The sequence below is a fragment of the Colwellia sp. BRX9-1 genome (assembly GCF_014077195.1).
Lineage (GTDB): Bacteria > Pseudomonadota > Gammaproteobacteria > Enterobacterales > Alteromonadaceae > Colwellia_A.
Window position 1 is genome coordinate 44,925 of record NZ_JACGVM010000004.1, and the last position, 16,536, is coordinate 61,460.

The window sequence follows — 16,536 nt, forward strand, 5'->3', positions numbered from 1 at the left end:
CTATACGATATTAACAAAGTCATTTAATTGTCTAACATTTAATAAAGGTCATTTATGAAAAAGCGCTTACTCGCCCCGCTTGCTATTGCTATCGCATTAGCCGGTTGTCAGTCGTACGACGATAACAAGAATCAAACCAAAGAAAGTCAGCAAAAAATTAAAAAAGCTGAACATATAAATCCATTGTTCAGTGCATTTACTACGCCACACGGCATCCCCCCTTTTGATCAAATTAAAAAAAGTGATTACTTACCCGCATTTGAGCAAGCTATTAGTGAAAATAAAATAGAAATTTCCACTATTGCCAATGCCACTAACACAGCAACATTTGCAAATACCATTGAAGCGATGGAAAAGTCAGGTGACTTTCTTAACCGCGTCAGTAATGTATTTTACGGTTTAACCGGTTCAATGTCTGACGAAGAAATGCGTAATATTGCCAAAGCAGTATCACCACAATTATCAGCGCTAAATGACGACATTAATCTTAATGCAAAATTATTTGCTCGGGTAAAAACGGTTTATGACAAAAAAGATCAACTGAATTTACAAGTAAACGAATTAACCTTACTTGAGAAAACCTACAAAGGTTTTGTCCGTGGTGGTGCTAATTTATCAGATGCTGACAAAGTAAAATTACGCCAATTTAATACGCAATTGAGTGAATTAAGCTTAAAATTTGGCGAAAATTTATTACACGAAACGAACAGCTTTGAAATGGTTATTGATAACAAGGCTGATCTAAACGGTTTACCTGATGATATTATTGCCGCCGCCGCTGTTACGGCAAGCGATAGAGGCCATGAGGGTAAATGGGTATTCACCACTCATCGTCCTAGCAAAAACCCCTTTCTAACCTATGCAACTAATCGTAAATTACGGGAAACCTTATATAAAGGTTACACCATGCGCGGTAACAATGATGATGAGTTTGATAACAAGAGTATTGCTGCAGAAACAGCCAGCTTACGTTACCAAAAGGCACAATTATTAGGTTATAAAACTCACGCACATTTTGTCCTTGAAAATGCGACGGCTAAAACACCTGAAAACGTATTTGGTTTATTAAATCAAGTATGGCCAGCTGCTTTAGCGAGAGCAAAAGAAGAGTCAGCTGATATGCAAAAGCTGGCTAACTCACAAGGCACTAAAATTGAAATAGAAGCCTGGGATTGGTGGTACTACGCTGAGAAAATTCGTAAAGCTCGCTACGATATAGATGCAGCAGAAACTAAGCCATATTTCTCGCTAGAAGGTACTTTACAGGGAATATTTTTCACCGCAGAGAAATTATGGGGCGTAACCTTCAAAGAACGCAACGACTTACCTAAATACCATGAAGATGTACGTACCTTTGAAGTCTTTGATAAAGACGGCAGCTATGTTGGTATTTATATGACTGACCATTACGTGCGCGAAAGTAAACGTGGTGGTGCTTGGATGAGCAGCTTCCGTAAACAACATCGTATGTATGGTGAAGAAGTTACCCCTATTATCTACAACGTATTAAATTATCCACGCCCGGTCGGTGATACGCCAACATTATTAACTTTTGATCAAGCGTCAACTTTATTTCATGAATTCGGTCATGCAATTCAGGGCTTGTTGTCTAACGGTTATTACCGCTCACAAACAGGTACTGCTTTACCACGTGACTATGTTGAATATCCTTCACAAGTCATGGAAAATTGGATGACTGAACCAGAAGTATTAGCAAACTTTGCTAAGCACTATAAAACCGGTGAAGTTATTCCAATGGCATTAGTTGATAAAATTCAAGCTTCAGGTAAATTTAATCAAGGTTTTGGTACCACTGAATACCTTGGTGCAGCTTTACTTGACATGAGTTGGCATTCTTTAGAAACAGCAGAGCTGCAAGATGCTGCCGTATTTGAGAAAAAGGTCTTATCAGAAATTGGCTTAATCAAAGAGATATCACCTCGTTATAGAACAGGTTACTTTTCTCATATATTCTCTGGCGGTTATTCATCAGGTTATTACGGCTACATTTGGTCAAATATCTATGATGCAGATACTTGGTTAGCGTTTAAAGAAAATGGCATATTCGATGAGAAAACTGCAGATTTATACCGTAAGCATATCTTAGAGCCCGGTGGTAGTGAAGATCCCACTATAATGTACCGTCGCTTTAGAGGTCAAGACCCTAAAGTTCAACCTTTGCTTGACCGTCGTGGTTTAACGACAACTAAATAACGTTAACCCTAATATTATTAATATCCGTTATTTAAGACTCCGTCATGCTGATAGTAGATTTATATGAGTCTCAGCATGACGATTTAGAGCTGAAAAAGATATTAACTGACATAGCGCTTTATGGTTGCTAAAAAAGCTAAGTGCTTATATTTACATGCTGATTTTATATCCAATAAAGTCCTTTTCAGCGGAATAACGTCCAGCTTTAAAAATTTTTAATAAAAGTTTATTTGTATTGTTTATAACCTAATAATGTAATAATAATATTCTTTCATCGCCATATAGCTCACTAAAGTTAACCCCCAATTATGAAGTTAAAATCTGCTGTATTACTCATATTGAAAGGTTTTATAAAAATGAGTATTATTTTCAACAACCGTAAAATAAAGCCTTCGCTGTTTTTATTTTTGCTGATACTTTTCCCTTCCTCCGTTTCATTCGCTGCAGTGCAATCGACTCGGTTTGAGCGTCTATCTATTGAAGATGGCCTACCACAAAGTGATGTAACTCAAATACTACAAGACAGACAAGGCTTTATATGGGTAGGGACTTCCAACGGGTTAGCGCGTTATGACGGCTATACGTTTAAAGTATTTAAACATAGTGGTAAAAATCAGAACTCACTAACAGGCAATGTGATTCGAACTATATTTGAAGATAAAAGTGCTAACCTCTGGATAGGTACAGAAGTTGGACTTAATCACTTTAATCCGAGAACTGAACAGTTTAGTCACTTTCGTCACAATGCTAATAATCCAAATAGCTTAAGCCATGATGTTGTCAATGCAATAACTCAAGACCGCTCAGGCAATATTTGGATTGGTACTCGGGGCGGACTTAATCGTTTTGATCCAAAAACAGGGCAGTTTACTCATTATAAACATAATATAAATAATCCAAAGAGTTTAAGCCATAATAATGTCTGGGCAATATTAGAGGATAATAACGGCGAAATTTGGGTTGGCACTCATGCTGGTCTTAGTCGCTTTAATACAAAAACCGAGCAATTTACTCATTACTTTCACAATGCTAACGACCCCAATAGCGTAACTCAAGGAACAGTTTGGTCAATAATTACCGATAAGCAAGATAATCTTTGGATGATTACTGAAGACGGCTTAAATCGATTTAGTCTGCAGACTGAGCAATTTACTCATTACCGCCATGAGGCTAATAATGCTAATAGTTTAAGTGATGGAGTAGTTTTAACGTTAGCAGCTGATAAAAACGGCAACCTTTGGATTGGGACAAATATGGGATTGAATAGACTGAACCTTGAAACTGAGGCTTTCACCTATTACCGTCATGAAGAGGCTAATATAAACAGCCTAGGCTCAGGTAATGTTATGGCTATTTTAGAGGACAGAGAAGGTAATATTTGGTCAGGGACTAACAAAGCGGGTCTTAGCCGCTTCAATCCAAAAATAGAGCAGTTTGGTCATTACCGACGAGATGCCTTTACCCCCGGGAGCTTAAGTAGTAACTGGGTTGCTGCGATCGTTGAAGACCAGCAAGGCGATCTTTGGGTGGGGGTTGATTCAGAAGGTATTAATCGCTTTAATAAAAAAACTCAGCAGTTTGAGCATTATAGTATAAATAAAACTAACCCAGAAAATATAAGTAATAACTGGGTTAACGCAATAACTAAAGATCACCAAGGCAACATTTGGTTTAGCACTAGGAGTGCATTAAATAAATTCACCCTCAAAACGGAAGTATTCAGTACTTATCGGCATAACTTGGATGATTCAGACAGTTTAGGTAGCAGAGGTATCCAAGCGATAACTGAAGACAGCCAAAATAACCTTTGGGTAGGTACTGCTAATGGCCTAGATTATTTTCTCCCTAAAACTGCAAAATTCAGGACCTATCAGCATAGTGAAGTTAATTTAAACAGTTTGAGCCATAACCATGTTTTAGCAATAACTGAAGATAACCAAAAAAATCTTTGGGTGGCTACTGTTGAGGGCCTTAATTATTTCAATCCTAAGACTGAAGTATTTACTCATTATCGTCATGATATGACTCAACCAAACAGTTTAAGTCATAATTATATTAGCTCAATAGCTTTAGATGACGAGGGTAACCTTTGGGTAGGCACCATGAATGGCTTAAACCTTATGGATATGAAGTCGGGGGAGTTTGTACGTTTTACCGAAGAGGATGGATTACCTGATAGCACCATTTATGCAATAGAGATTGATGATCAAGGTTATTTATGGATAAGTACCAATCAAGGCTTATCTCAATTTAACCCCAAGTCTAAAACGTTTAAAAATTATGATGTTGCCGATGGCTTACAAAGTAATGAATTTAATGCTGGCGCTTCTTATAAGAGTGACAGTGGCGAATTGTTTTTTGGCGGTATTAATGGTTTTAATCGATTTTTTCCTAATAAGCTAATTCAGGATAACAATAAACCTGTGGTCGTTTTCACCGAAATGCTATTGTTGAATCAATCAGTCGCTATCGATGCCAATAAAGAACACGATAAAAATAAGGCAAAACCTGAAGATGGTACATTTTTTTTGGAGCAAGGGATCCATGCAACATCAGCAATCATTTTAACCCACAAAGAAAATTTAGTGGCGTTTGAGTTTAGTGCTTTACATTTTTCTGCCCCCAAAAAAAATCAATATGCATACAAGCTTGAAGGTTTTGATGACCATTGGATAATGACCGATTATAAAAATCGCCGAGCAACGTACACAAATCTATCTGGTGGTGAATACTTACTAAGAGTAAAAGCAAGCAACCCTGATGGTATTTGGAATGAAGAAGGTGTTTCACTTAAAATAACCGTGCAACCACCGTTCTGGAACTCTTGGTGGGCATATACCTTATATTTCATCTCATCTTTGCTCATATTAGTCTTTTTTATTAGGGCTCATCAAAAAAAAGCAATTTTTGAACGTGACCTTATTAAGCAATTAGAGCATCAAGTTTCCACACAAACGGCTTCAATCAAACAAGAATCGAAAAAGGTAATTAAAGCGAATGAAGTTAAATCTCAATTCTTAGCGAATATGAGCCATGAGATAAGAACACCTTTAACCTCTATTATTGGCCAAACTGAAGCGATATTACATGGTGATATTGATAACAGTGCTGACAGCATAAAAGTTATATATAATAATAGCTTGCACTTACTGAGCTTATTGAATGACACCCTAGATTTAAGCAAAATAGAGGCAAATAAATTTGAATTAGAAATAACGGCCTTAGATCTGATACAAATACTTGTCGACATTAAAAATATTTTCTCAGAACAAGCTAAATCTAAGGGCTTAAATTTTACCATATACCATACTTTGCCCTCCCCTTTTATGATCAATATTGATGGCTTTCGTTTAAAGCAAATTCTTATTAACCTTTGTTCAAATGCCATTAAGTTTACTGAAAAAGGGGATGTTGCTATTGAAATATACGCGCAACATTATAATCATATCAACGAATTAACCTTCAAAATACGTGATACAGGCATAGGTATCAGTGATGAACAATTAAGAAGAGTGTTTGACGCCTTTACACAAGCAGATACCAGCATTAGTCGGCGCTTTGGTGGCTCAGGTTTAGGGTTAAATTTATCTGAAAAATTAGCAGACTTCATGGGGGGAATAATCGATGTTGAAAGTGAGATAGGTCAAGGCAGTATTTTTACCTTGATATTACCGTTCACTCCCACCAGTTCAACTGAGATTGTAAAAGAATTCGAAGTAACAAAGAAGACCTTCAGTGGCGCTATTTTATTGGCTGAAGACCATGATGATAATAGGCATTTAATGAGCAGGCTACTGACAGGACTAGGTTTTGAGGTTTATACTGCGACAAACGGCTACGAAGTAATAGCGTCTTACTTTAAAAATAAACCTGATTTAATCTTACTTGATATTCAGATGCCAAAAATGGATGGTATAGAAGCGATAAAAATTCTAAGAGCTAGATCTTGTGAAGTACCGATTATTGCATTAACGGCAAATACCTTAGCCAAAGATCTAGAACAATATTTAGCGCTAGGGTTTAATGGATTTCAAGCTAAGCCTTTTGAGCGACAAAACTTTATCAATACCATCGCTAAGTATTTTGAACAGCCTATCAAAACCAACTACGAAGACAATAGCTCGCTAACTAATAGCAACATTGATATATCTGATTTGGTTGCTAAATTTGAAGTGGGTTTAATTGCAGAACATAAAAACTTCATATTGTTGAACCAAACGAATGATAATGATGCACTTGCTAAGCAAGCACATAAACTAGCTGGAGCCGCACAAATGTTTGGTTATAACAACATAACACGAGTCGCAATGAGCTTAGAGTCCAATATTAAGAAAAAAAATTCTGCCGATATTAAATCTAGCACCCATGAGCTTATTGCGGCGTTATTAACGGTTATTAACAAAAGTGACTGATAACGTTTCTCATCATTTTATCTGTTAGCACATTTGAAGCATATTAATCAGGCGGTTAGCACCACATCCTACTGTTCGTCGTAAACGTAAAAACCCCAGTAAGTGCAAACTTACTGGGGTTTTTATCAGCTTCAACTAAAAGAAATACTTACTTCATGTAAGGATCACTTTCAAAAAAAGCAAAGACGGTATCAAAGGCAGGTTCTTGATATTGCTTCAAGCCGGTATCACGAAAATCAATATCTATTTGACTTCTTACCAGGGTTTTCTTAACAAAACTACCCGCAATAATTTCTACTTGTAGTTCTTTTATAAGTTGAATACACGCTTCTAATTTAAAGCCGATCGGTCCACCAGAAAATTTACCTTTTAAAGCACGACCACGGATAACAACTTTATCAACGTGATAGTCTTCCATCAATTTAGCAAAGGTAAATTGGAAGTGTTGTACTGCTTCGGAATCACCTGCATCTACTAAAGATATTTTTTGCACGCGTGTTTGCGGAATATCATACAAACCGTTTTCACGTGACATAATACAAATAATTGCATCGTTACCTTTTAATTCAACACCACATATTCTCATAACTTACCCTCATTAAATTCGCGGTCGCATTATATACCGAAACAGTGAATACCGAAACAGTTAATGACATTAGTTGTATTACCCTATAGTGTTGCTTTTAATTTAATCCCCTTTTGCTTAGTAAAATCAAGATAATCTTCTAAGGCTTTGGGGTTACCTTTATTTTTCTGGCAAACACTTTTTTGATATTGATAACTAAACATATCAAACCATTGATCCAATAATTGTCCATTGACCGGTTCTTTTGCCATTGTTAACATTTTTGCCGCGACTTCTGCGGTAGCAAATTGATAGTTTTCTTCGGCAATGCGTATTTGATAGCGAGAGGTATTAGCCGCTTCGTCAAGTAAATGTGGGTCAAAAGCAGCAATGGGAAATTGGTTCAAGTAAGGACTTTTACGAAACATTTTTTTCGCTTCACGCCAGCAACCATCCAACATAACAAAGAGTGGTCTTTTACCTGAAGGTATGGTCATTTCATTACAAAAAACCTCACGTTCAGCCTGTGCATACTGTTGAGGAAAAACAACATAAGGTTGCCATTGCTCGTCGTTTAAAATGGCTAACATTTCTTTATTTTCTTTAGTTCTTGACCAAAGAAATGCAAAGGTATCTGGCACGACATCAGCAATTAACTTGCCTGTATTACTTGGTTTTAGTACTTCTGTGTCATACATCAATAATAAAAAACCGGCATTACTGGTAGATTTTGGCGAATATGAACAAATACAATGAGGTTTTGCTAGACGACATAAGTCACAACGTACAACACGTTGCCCACGAGACTTGTAAGTCGTCGTGCTCAGACTCATACGATAATGATGAAGTTTATGTACAGCGTGCATAAGTGTAATTAAGACCAATTCCAACATAAAAAAATAGCGGCAATTAAGGCCGCTACTTTAGTGATTTTTAGTTTAATGTGCAATGCTTAAAATTGCGGTTTACTGAATAAATTAACTTACTCAAACCCATTAGGGTTTTGTGACTGCCAGCGCCAAGTATCAACAATCATAGTATTTAAATTACGTGTTGCTTGCCAGCCTAATAGGCTGTTTGCTAATGATGCATTAGCGTAAACAGTGCCAATATCACCCGCGCGGCGCGGTACAACTTTATAAGCGATGTTTTGACCACTAATTTGTTCAAAAGTATTCACTATTTCTAATACCGATGTACCATTTCCCGTACCGATATTAATGGCTTTACAGCCTTGTATTTTTGTTAAACTCTCTAACGCTTTAACATGACCAATCGCTAAATCTACCACATGAATGTAATCACGAACACCGGTGCCGTCTGGCGTGTCGTAATCATCTCCAAAGACTTGTAGTTGAGGTAAACGTCCTACAGCTACTTGGGCAACATAAGGTAATAAATTATTAGGAATACCATTAGGATTTTCACCAATAGTCCCTGATTCATGTGCGCCAATCGGGTTAAAATAACGCAGACATGCGATTGACCATTCGCTATCACTTTTCGCTAAATCAAACAGCACATGCTCAACCATTAATTTAGTTTGCCCATATGGGTTAGTCGCAGAAGTTGGCATAGTTTCATCTAATGGTGATGGGTTATTCTCACCGTAGACAGTTGCAGATGAGCTAAAAACTAAATTTTTAACGCCATGTTTAGCCATCACCTGAAATAAAGTAACAGAGCCTGAGACATTATTTTGATAATAACTCAGTGGAATTTCGTTTGATTCACCAACCGCTTTTAAGCCAGCAAAGTGCACAACTGCTTCGATATTATATTGCTCAAAAACAGCATCGAGCGCTGCTTCATCGCAAATATCAGCTTTAATAAAGGTTACTGTTTTCCCGGTAATCGCTTTAACGCGATCAAGGACTAAGGTAGATGAATTTGATAAGTTATCAACGATAACAATATCTTTATCTAATTTAAGTAACTCTACCACGGTATGACTACCGATATATCCAGTACCGCCGGTGATTAATAAACTCATTTTTAGTCCTTGTTTAAATAGATCCGAGATCTTAAAGCCGTCATATTGATACTGAAATTCATTCAGGATGACGATGGGAAAGTGATACTTTATTTAATCACTGTGTTATGAGTGATATTCTGACACTGTCGCGATAAACTTACTAAGGATTTTTTGGATAATTAAATGTCTACCGTGTCTTCTCGACTGTTAACCTTAGCCTCAATGCTCAATGCTCAATGCTCAATGCTCAATATTATCAGGCTAAATTCTACGCAAAAATATTATAAGTGATTTAATACATCCCAAATAAACATAGTAGCCGTTATGTTTTACTATCCAACAATATAAAGTACAGACAAGACTTTACCGCTACTTTATTGGTTTGGCTGAATTAACATTATCCTTCTGCGAGCTCTCTTGCACAAAGGAACGCTTTTATTTCATCACGAGAACCCAAAATATGCTGTTTTAACAAAGCAACAGACTTTTCAATATTACCTGCTTTACATAGAGCGAGTAATTCATTGTGTTCAGATTCTGCTTTTGAAATACCCCCTGCCCATAATAAATGCATGCGAATATAACGGTCTGCATTTTTATTCAAAGTGTTAACTAAGTCTTGTGTTTGCGGACGATTTGCCCCTGAGTATAAACAGTTATGGTAATCAGAGTTCAATTCGCTCCAGGTATTAGCCGCATTTTCTTTACCAAGCGCTTTGTCTAATTTCCCAAGAAGTTCTGTCGCTTCGTCAAGTTTTTCAACCGTAAGACGAGGGATTGATGACGCCAACAAGTCAGCTTCCAACATAGCACGCAGTTCAAATAATTCATCAACTTGACTAGCATTTAGCTCGGTAGCTGTAGCGCCTTTATGCGGTTCAAAAGCAACTAAACCTTCAGCTTCTAATTGTAGTAACGCTTCACGTACCGGAATTCGACTAACATTTAACTCTTCGGCTAATGCCGCTTGCCGTAAAGGTTGTCCTGCTTGAATTTCGCCACTGAGGATCTTCTCTCTAAGGGTTTCAACAACTAACTGAGTTCGGGTTTTATAAACAATGGTCATAAAGTACTTCTCTTGCAAGTGTGCTGACATTATAAGGGTTTATTAGCTAAAAAAAAGCGACTAACAAATATTAGCCGCTTATTGTTGTTATCAATGAAAGTTATAACTTCAAACCTACCGACTTAATAATCTAGTTAGTGACTCATAGGGCTGATTTTAATAACCAATGATTGGGGGAGGAGTTGATTTGCATTCCCAACAGTGATTACGATCATTTAATTAGCGCTAAACGTATGGCTTACCTTGTTTTTTTTATGAATACACTTCAACTTCTGTTGGTACCTTATTGTCAATTAAATGATGATTTCATAGACAATCGCTAAATCATTTTTACGCGATATTAAAGTATTTCACTTGCAACAAGATTGGCCTTTAAGTTGGCCTCTAATTAGGGATAAATTCTATGAATTATTATTATCAGCTCTTTAAAGTAGCACTTGCTGAAATCACCCATTTTAAAAGCCATTTACTTGTCTTTGAAAAGAGCTCAGCTAGCACTATTATGTGTCAATTTACCCATCCCCCTTTTAATGACAAATAAAATAAAGACTAGCCAGCTAGTTAAAAATTCTTTAAGTAACACAACTATTACAGGGCATTAATCGACGTATAAAGTTATTAACATCAACACCCTTTTATGACGAAAAAAACGATGGAGATTACAATACAAAACTGGGACTTGGCATTTTTATGCGTTAAAATAACGCAATATTATATTAAATAATAACATCACCAATAAGATAGCGATAACCACAACTTGGTCGTATTATACAACGAACTACAATCCTTTTTTAATTGATTTTAAGCTCCATAGAGTAATTTTTTTCATATATAACTTGGCAAACACAAAGGCTTACCATGCAAAACCACCAAATAATAAAAAAAAGAATATTCACTTTACTGTTATTGGTTACTGCAATGGCAGTATTTATGCCAAAATCTGCAGCAACCACGATCATTTTAGACTTCACGACTATCGACTCTACTGATATGTATGGCGCTAAGACTAATGCTTTTGATGAATCTATCTATGGCTTTAGTAACATGGGATTAAATGACGTTATTAACAATATATCGTCGGCGATCAGCAATGACTTCTTTGGCTATAGCTATGCTGGTTTATCGGCTGGTAAAGAGCTAAATATTAATTTCGAAGTTGGCACAATAGGTTCAGGCCCAAGTAATGGCGATAATGAGTTCTCGTATTTTCAATTCGGTAACGTAACCAGTGGAGAGTCACATTTAGGCCATGCCTGCTCAGGATGTGCTTTAACATCGTATTGGCAAGGGAAGGTTATTGGTTCAATTTTCACCAATAATATAGCAACAGACTTAGCCCGCTATGCCACTAATAATAAGGAACTGATTAACCTGATAGCTGGTACAGCATCACATGAAATTGGCCATTCTCTTTTCTTATCACATCCAGGGGGAAAAGAACTTAACCCCGGTGAGTCGGATTATGGTTTGATGGCAACAGGTGCTTCACAACCGTCTATGCCAAACGAGCAACGAGTACTAGACCGTGCCTTCTCTAATAGAAATTTCGATACTTTAATAACGAGAGTAGGTCTTCGAGATGCTCAAATCGCCGCTATTCCAGAGCCAAGTACTATTTTGTTATTGTTAAGTGCCTTACTTATGCTTATTGTAAAAAGAAAAAAATATTAGTGGTGACTTTTATTTTATTAAAAAATAGTTCTATAGTACAAAAAAAAATAGTCTTTTGTACTAAGCTACGTACGTGTTTACTTTTTTTATTTATGCTACTAAATTCGTTTGTCGCTCATGGCGATCAAATATTTTTAAGCTCGCAAGCGCTTGTTAAAGCTTCTGATGTTGCTGTAACAGGAAAGCTAATACATAAACAAAATATAACACTTACAAACAAACAAGTTATTCGTGTGGGTGCTATTTATATCGAACAGGTATTTAAAGGGCTATCACCGAGTCAACAGAGTCTTTTAATAGAACTCCCACCTTTCACAGCTAATGGAATGTTAAAGAGTACTGATGTTGTTTTAGAAATAGGTAATGAGGGTCTCTGGTTATTAAAAAAGCACACTAATGGTCTTTATCGAGTAGAACGGCCAGACGCCTTATTACCAAAAGAAAAAGCAACCATACTATTTAAGTGACCCCCATTAGTACCCCCTACTTAGATTGGCACTAGCGTGAACTAATACTGAGCGGTACTAACACTAAGGGGGAACTTGTTATTAATAGGTCTCCTTGACCGCATAGTATTAATTTTAAAAGGTTCATGAAAAAGCTAAACTCATTAATGCAGTGAAACAGATGACATCGAACATTGTGCAGTTTCTTTACTTTGATAAATAGCTTGTTGGCTATCAATAATGTTAGCGTCTTTCGGTGCGAGTCTTAAGGCTTGTTCAATCGTTTGTTTTGCCAATTGGTTACAGCCTATCGCATTTAATGCATAAGCATAATTATTGAGGTAAGCAGACTCTTGTGTTGCTAATTTATAGCCTTGTTGATACCAAAAATTTGCTTGTTTTACATCGTGGCTTAAAAAGTAATTACCCAATAAAAAATAAGGTAGCCAATAATCTGGCCATTGCTTGGTTGCTTGGGTAAGCGCTGTTATGCCCGCTGAGCTTTTCCCTACTGAAATTAAATCTTGGGCTGCGCGCGTATAAATGAATGGCTTCAAATACTGACTGGCTTTAGTCGGGGGGAGCGCAGCTAAAAGCCAATATTTACCTCTAGCCCATGTTCTTTCAAAAACACTAAACTCAGCAACTCTATTAGCAAGGTCACCCGAATGCAGGGTAATAAGTTGTTTTTTTAAGTCATAACCGGTAACCACAGCATAATGCCACATCGGATACCAAGGCGTTGAGACATTTTGCAAAACAACAACAGGTATATCTTCGCTAACTAACGACAATAACTGAGCCAAATTACCTTCTTGTGCGTAAGCAACAAAACCAGCTTGACGAGCAGCAGCAACCATCTCAATTTGAAAGCTACCTTTTAACTTTGGAACAAATAACTCAGCCGCTAAGCTTTGTTGATCTTTTTCCACCCCATAATAATTAAAAACTTCAGACAGCGTTGCAGGACCACAAAAAAAATCTTGCTGGGGGAAGAAAGGTACGTTGTTAATTTGATGTTTAGCCGTAATGTCAGGCGGTGAAGCCAAGAGTGCCTTGCTTTGCGGTGGCGTTGCACAGCCATTAGCTAAAAACAAAAAGCTGAACAATAGGCCAGCTTTACAAAAGGTATAATTTAACACCTATAATTTAATTTATGGGTCTAATGAATGAATAAACATCAGTTATACCCATTACATCCAAAACAGCTAAAACCACTAGCACAGTGACTATAGTACCAACGACTCCGCTAGCAGCAGGCATATCGTTTAGGGTTGAATTAAAAGTATTGAGTTCTTGTTGTGTCATATTAGCCACTCGAGTTCGAGCATCGGCAACATTAACCCCCAAAGAAACTAACTTTTCTTGAACTTCTGCACCATCAAGTAAGCTTAAAACTTGTTGGGTGTTATACAAACTTTGCTGCTGTTGAATAACATTGCTTGAAGGGACAACTGCGCCAAAAGCATTTGAGATGCTAAACAACACAGTAAATATTGCACAGGATACTATTGATATTTTTTTCATGTTATTGCTCGCTTAATGATTAATAGTGATACTTGTAAAATAAAATAAGGCTAACGACTAAGCGTTAATTACTTTAGCCAGTCACAAACCGTTATATATCAAAGTATGACTCTAGCACAGATAATTGAAAACCCTAACAATGTTAGGCGACATCTTGATTTTATATAAGGTTAATCCGTTGTGCTTAGCTTAAATTTAAATAAAACAATTAGTTTGATTCAGCACAAAGTAATACTTTTCACATTTTATATAATACCCTAAACCCACTAAAACACTATTCTTATGAATCAACAGCTTATCGTTTTTTTAAAAGCATTACTCGGTAGTTGCAAAGACTTACTGCCAATAATTTTAGTGATCGCTTTTTTTCAATTTGCTGTTCTCCAACAACCCATGCCAAATATTGGTGATATTTTAGTAGGTTTAGCATTAGTTGTGCTCGGCCTGACTTTTTTTATTTATGGCCTAGAAATGGGACTATTTCCCATTGGCGAATCTATGGCACAAGCCTTTGCAAAAAAAGGCAGCATTAGTTGGTTACTTACCTTCGCTTTTTGCCTGGGCTTTGGCACCACCGTTGCCGAGCCTTCATTAATTGCTGTAGCCAAAGAAGCAGCAAGTGTGGCCGCCTCTGGTGGCATTATAAAAGATACTTTAGCCGCACAAATTTCCTATGCAAATGGACTGCGTTTTACTGTTGCATTTGCCGTAGGGCTTGCCATTGTGATTGGTGTATTACGTATTATACGTGGCTGGCCAATTCAATACCTCATCTTGGGAGGCTATGTACTTGTAGTGATGATGACAATGATTGCTCCAAGTTGGATAATCGGTATTGCTTACGATTCAGGTGGCGTGACTACATCAACCATTACCGTTCCCTTAGTCACTGCACTGGGCGTTGGTTTAGCTTCTGCAATCAAAGGTAGAAACCCGATGACCGATGGTTTTGGCTTAATCGCTTTAGCTTCATTAACCCCGATGGTTTTTGTGATGATTTACGGCATGGTGATCAATTAATGGCTTTACTTTTTGAGTTTTTAATTACCTTAAAAAACACCATTATTGACGTACTGCCAATACTGTCAATTATTTTAGGTTTCCAACTATTAGTGATCCGCAAACCCATTCCACATATTAAACAAGTCGGCTTTGGTTTTATTTATGTATTAATTGGTTTAGCTTTATTTTTACTGGGTCTAGAAAAAGCCTTATTTCCATTGGGTAAAATGATGGCAACACAATTAACAGCGCCAGAATTTATCCATACTGGCGAACAGGTATTAACTCGTATTCATTGGTCAGATTACTTCTGGGTATATATTTTTGCAGCTGCAATAGGTTTTAGCACTACAATTGCTGAGCCGTCATTGATTGCTGTAGCAATAAAGGCAGAAGAAGTTTCTGGTGGAGCCATAAAGGCCAATAGTTTACGAATATCTGTGGCGATTGGTGTTGCTATCGGTATCGCCCTTGGTAGTTATCGAATCGTGGTTGGTCATCCTATTCATTACTATATTATCTCTGGTTATATCGTTGTCGTCATTCAAACTTTTTTTTGTCCTAAGCTAATTGTGCCTCTGGCTTACGACTCTGGCGGTGTAACCACATCAACAGTCACAGTCCCTTTAGTTGCCGCTTTAGGCTTAGGTTTAGCCAGTACCATTCCGGGACGTAGTCCACTGATTGATGGTTTTGGCTTAATCGCTTTTGCCAGTTTATTTCCTATTATTGCTGTAATGGCTTATGCACAATTAACCCAAGCAAAAGCCCAACAAATCGAACGAAAAAGTGAAAACAGAAAACGAATTAATATTAATAAACGCAGCTTAAGAAAAAAACAAGAGCCCTCAAAAAGCTCAAGACAAGATAAATTAAACAGGTGATCACATGCAATTCAAACTAATTGTCGCATTTGTTGACGACGGTGTAACAGACGAAGTTATGAAAGGCGCCAGAATGGCTGGAGCCACTGGCGCAACGATAATAAATAATGCTAGAGGTGAAGGTATTAAACGCCAAAGAACCTTTTTTGGTATGCAACTTGAGACACAAAGAGACGTATTACTTTTTGTCGTTGAAGAACATTTATCAAGAAAAATTCTAGAACGGATCAGTAAAATCGCAGGGTTTGACCAAGATCCGGGTAAAGGTATTGCGATTCAACTAAATGTCGAAGATGCTGTTGGCGTAGCTCATCAAGTAGAACGCTTAAAAGGCAAAGTTGAGGAAGAACTATGATCCATAAATTAGTACAAGTTAAAGATGCAATGACCACTGATAACTATCAATTTGCTGATGGCATGATGACTGTTGCTGAAGGTATTAAATTAGCAAAAAAGCATAATGTTAATGCCTTAATTATCAATAAGCGTAATCCTCAAGATGAATACGGTTTAGTGATGCTTGCTGATATTGCGAAAGAGGTCTTAGCAAAAGACCGTTCGCCCGACCGGGTAAACTTATATGAAATAATGGCAAAACCTATCTTAAGTGTTAACCCAAATATGGATGTAAGATATTGCGCTCGGTTATTTGAACGCTTTAGCATTCACTTAGCCCCCGTTGTTGCAGACAATGAAATTGTTGGCATGGTTGATTACATTAATATGGTTTTTAGCCAGATAGAATAGCACCCCTGTTATAAAGTCTAAGGTGAT

The 16,536-nt window shown here is 37.1% G+C and carries 15 protein-coding genes; 9 read left to right on the forward strand and 6 right to left on the reverse strand.

What is annotated here, in order from left to right; genetic code table 11:
• The first annotated feature begins 54 nt into the window (after nt 1–54).
• Together H4J76_RS05805 and H4J76_RS05810 are read left to right on the forward strand one after the other, a co-directional pair.
• The gene (locus H4J76_RS05805; RefSeq protein WP_182221826.1) at nt 55–2,214 is read left to right on the forward strand and encodes a M3 family metallopeptidase; all 2,160 of its coding nucleotides are present in this window, start codon (nt 55–57) and stop codon (nt 2,212–2,214) included.
• Between the two features lie 356 nt (nt 2,215–2,570).
• Nucleotides 2,571–6,626, forward strand: coding sequence for a hybrid sensor histidine kinase/response regulator (locus tag H4J76_RS05810; protein WP_182230241.1), 4,056 nt, complete (start codon nt 2,571–2,573; stop codon nt 6,624–6,626).
• A gap of 148 nt (nt 6,627–6,774) precedes the next feature.
• Here H4J76_RS05810 and H4J76_RS05815 read toward each other — a convergent pair whose 3' ends face one another.
• The 4 genes from H4J76_RS05815 to H4J76_RS05830 all read right to left on the reverse strand — a co-directional run bounded on the left by H4J76_RS05815 (nt 6,775) and on the right by H4J76_RS05830 (nt 10,232).
• On the reverse strand, nt 6,775–7,212 hold the full coding sequence (locus H4J76_RS05815) for a DUF3010 family protein (protein ID WP_070375975.1): 438 nt from the start codon (nt 7,210–7,212) through the stop codon (nt 6,775–6,777).
• Between the two features lie 83 nt (nt 7,213–7,295).
• Complete coding sequence (locus H4J76_RS05820) at nt 7,296–8,057, reverse strand: tRNA-uridine aminocarboxypropyltransferase (RefSeq protein ID WP_182221828.1); 762 nt, start codon at nt 8,055–8,057, stop codon at nt 7,296–7,298.
• A 116-nt stretch (nt 8,058–8,173) separates the two neighbouring features.
• The gene (gene galE, locus H4J76_RS05825) at nt 8,174–9,184 is read right to left on the reverse strand and encodes a UDP-glucose 4-epimerase GalE (RefSeq protein WP_182230242.1); all 1,011 of its coding nucleotides are present in this window, start codon (nt 9,182–9,184) and stop codon (nt 8,174–8,176) included.
• A 379-nt stretch (nt 9,185–9,563) separates the two neighbouring features.
• On the reverse strand, nt 9,564–10,232 hold the full coding sequence (locus H4J76_RS05830; protein WP_070375969.1) for a GntR family transcriptional regulator: 669 nt from the start codon (nt 10,230–10,232) through the stop codon (nt 9,564–9,566).
• Between the two features lie 403 nt (nt 10,233–10,635).
• Between H4J76_RS05830 and H4J76_RS05835 the strand changes: the two genes are divergently transcribed.
• The 3 genes from H4J76_RS05835 (at nt 10,636) to H4J76_RS05845 (ending at nt 12,370) form a co-directional block, all read left to right on the forward strand.
• Complete coding sequence (locus H4J76_RS05835) at nt 10,636–10,773, forward strand: hypothetical protein (protein WP_182216521.1); 138 nt, start codon at nt 10,636–10,638, stop codon at nt 10,771–10,773.
• Between the two features lie 317 nt (nt 10,774–11,090).
• Nucleotides 11,091–11,903 carry a PEP-CTERM sorting domain-containing protein gene (locus H4J76_RS05840; RefSeq protein WP_182230243.1) on the forward strand — a complete coding sequence of 271 codons (813 nt, stop codon included), beginning with the start codon at nt 11,091–11,093 and terminating at the stop codon, nt 11,901–11,903.
• Between the two features lie 2 nt (nt 11,904–11,905).
• Entirely contained in the window at nt 11,906–12,370 is a 465-nt protein-coding gene (locus H4J76_RS05845) for a hypothetical protein (protein WP_182230244.1), read from the forward strand.
• Nucleotides 12,371–12,513: 143 nt separating this feature from the next.
• Here the strand turns inward: H4J76_RS05845 and H4J76_RS05850 are convergent, their stop codons facing one another.
• A complete protein-coding gene (locus H4J76_RS05850; RefSeq protein ID WP_220465996.1) occupies nt 12,514–13,458 on the reverse strand; it encodes a PA2778 family cysteine peptidase in 945 nt (314 codons plus the stop codon).
• 40 nt (nt 13,459–13,498) lie between these two features.
• Nucleotides 13,499–13,876: a PA2779 family protein gene (locus H4J76_RS05855; RefSeq protein ID WP_182230246.1), complete on the reverse strand. Its 378-nt coding sequence runs from the start codon at nt 13,874–13,876 to the stop codon at nt 13,499–13,501.
• 282 nt (nt 13,877–14,158) lie between these two features.
• Here H4J76_RS05855 and H4J76_RS05860 point away from each other — a divergent pair, with 282 nt between their 5' ends.
• From H4J76_RS05860 to H4J76_RS05875, 4 genes are read left to right on the forward strand one after another with little or no spacing between them, the layout of a single operon-like run.
• A complete protein-coding gene (locus H4J76_RS05860; protein ID WP_182216512.1) occupies nt 14,159–14,896 on the forward strand; it encodes a DUF1538 domain-containing protein in 738 nt (245 codons plus the stop codon).
• The gene (locus H4J76_RS05865; RefSeq protein WP_182216510.1) at nt 14,896–15,762 is read left to right on the forward strand and encodes a DUF1538 domain-containing protein; all 867 of its coding nucleotides are present in this window, start codon (nt 14,896–14,898) and stop codon (nt 15,760–15,762) included. Before H4J76_RS05860 ends, H4J76_RS05865 begins: the two co-directional genes overlap by 1 nt.
• A 4-nt stretch (nt 15,763–15,766) precedes the next feature.
• A complete protein-coding gene (locus H4J76_RS05870; protein WP_070375962.1) occupies nt 15,767–16,117 on the forward strand; it encodes a P-II family nitrogen regulator in 351 nt (116 codons plus the stop codon).
• Nucleotides 16,114–16,509 (forward strand): CBS domain-containing protein, encoded by a 396-nt coding sequence (locus H4J76_RS05875; protein WP_182221833.1) that lies wholly within the window; start codon nt 16,114–16,116, stop codon nt 16,507–16,509. The genes H4J76_RS05870 and H4J76_RS05875 overlap by 4 nt, the downstream gene beginning before the upstream one ends.
• Nucleotides 16,510–16,536 lie beyond the last annotated feature (27 nt).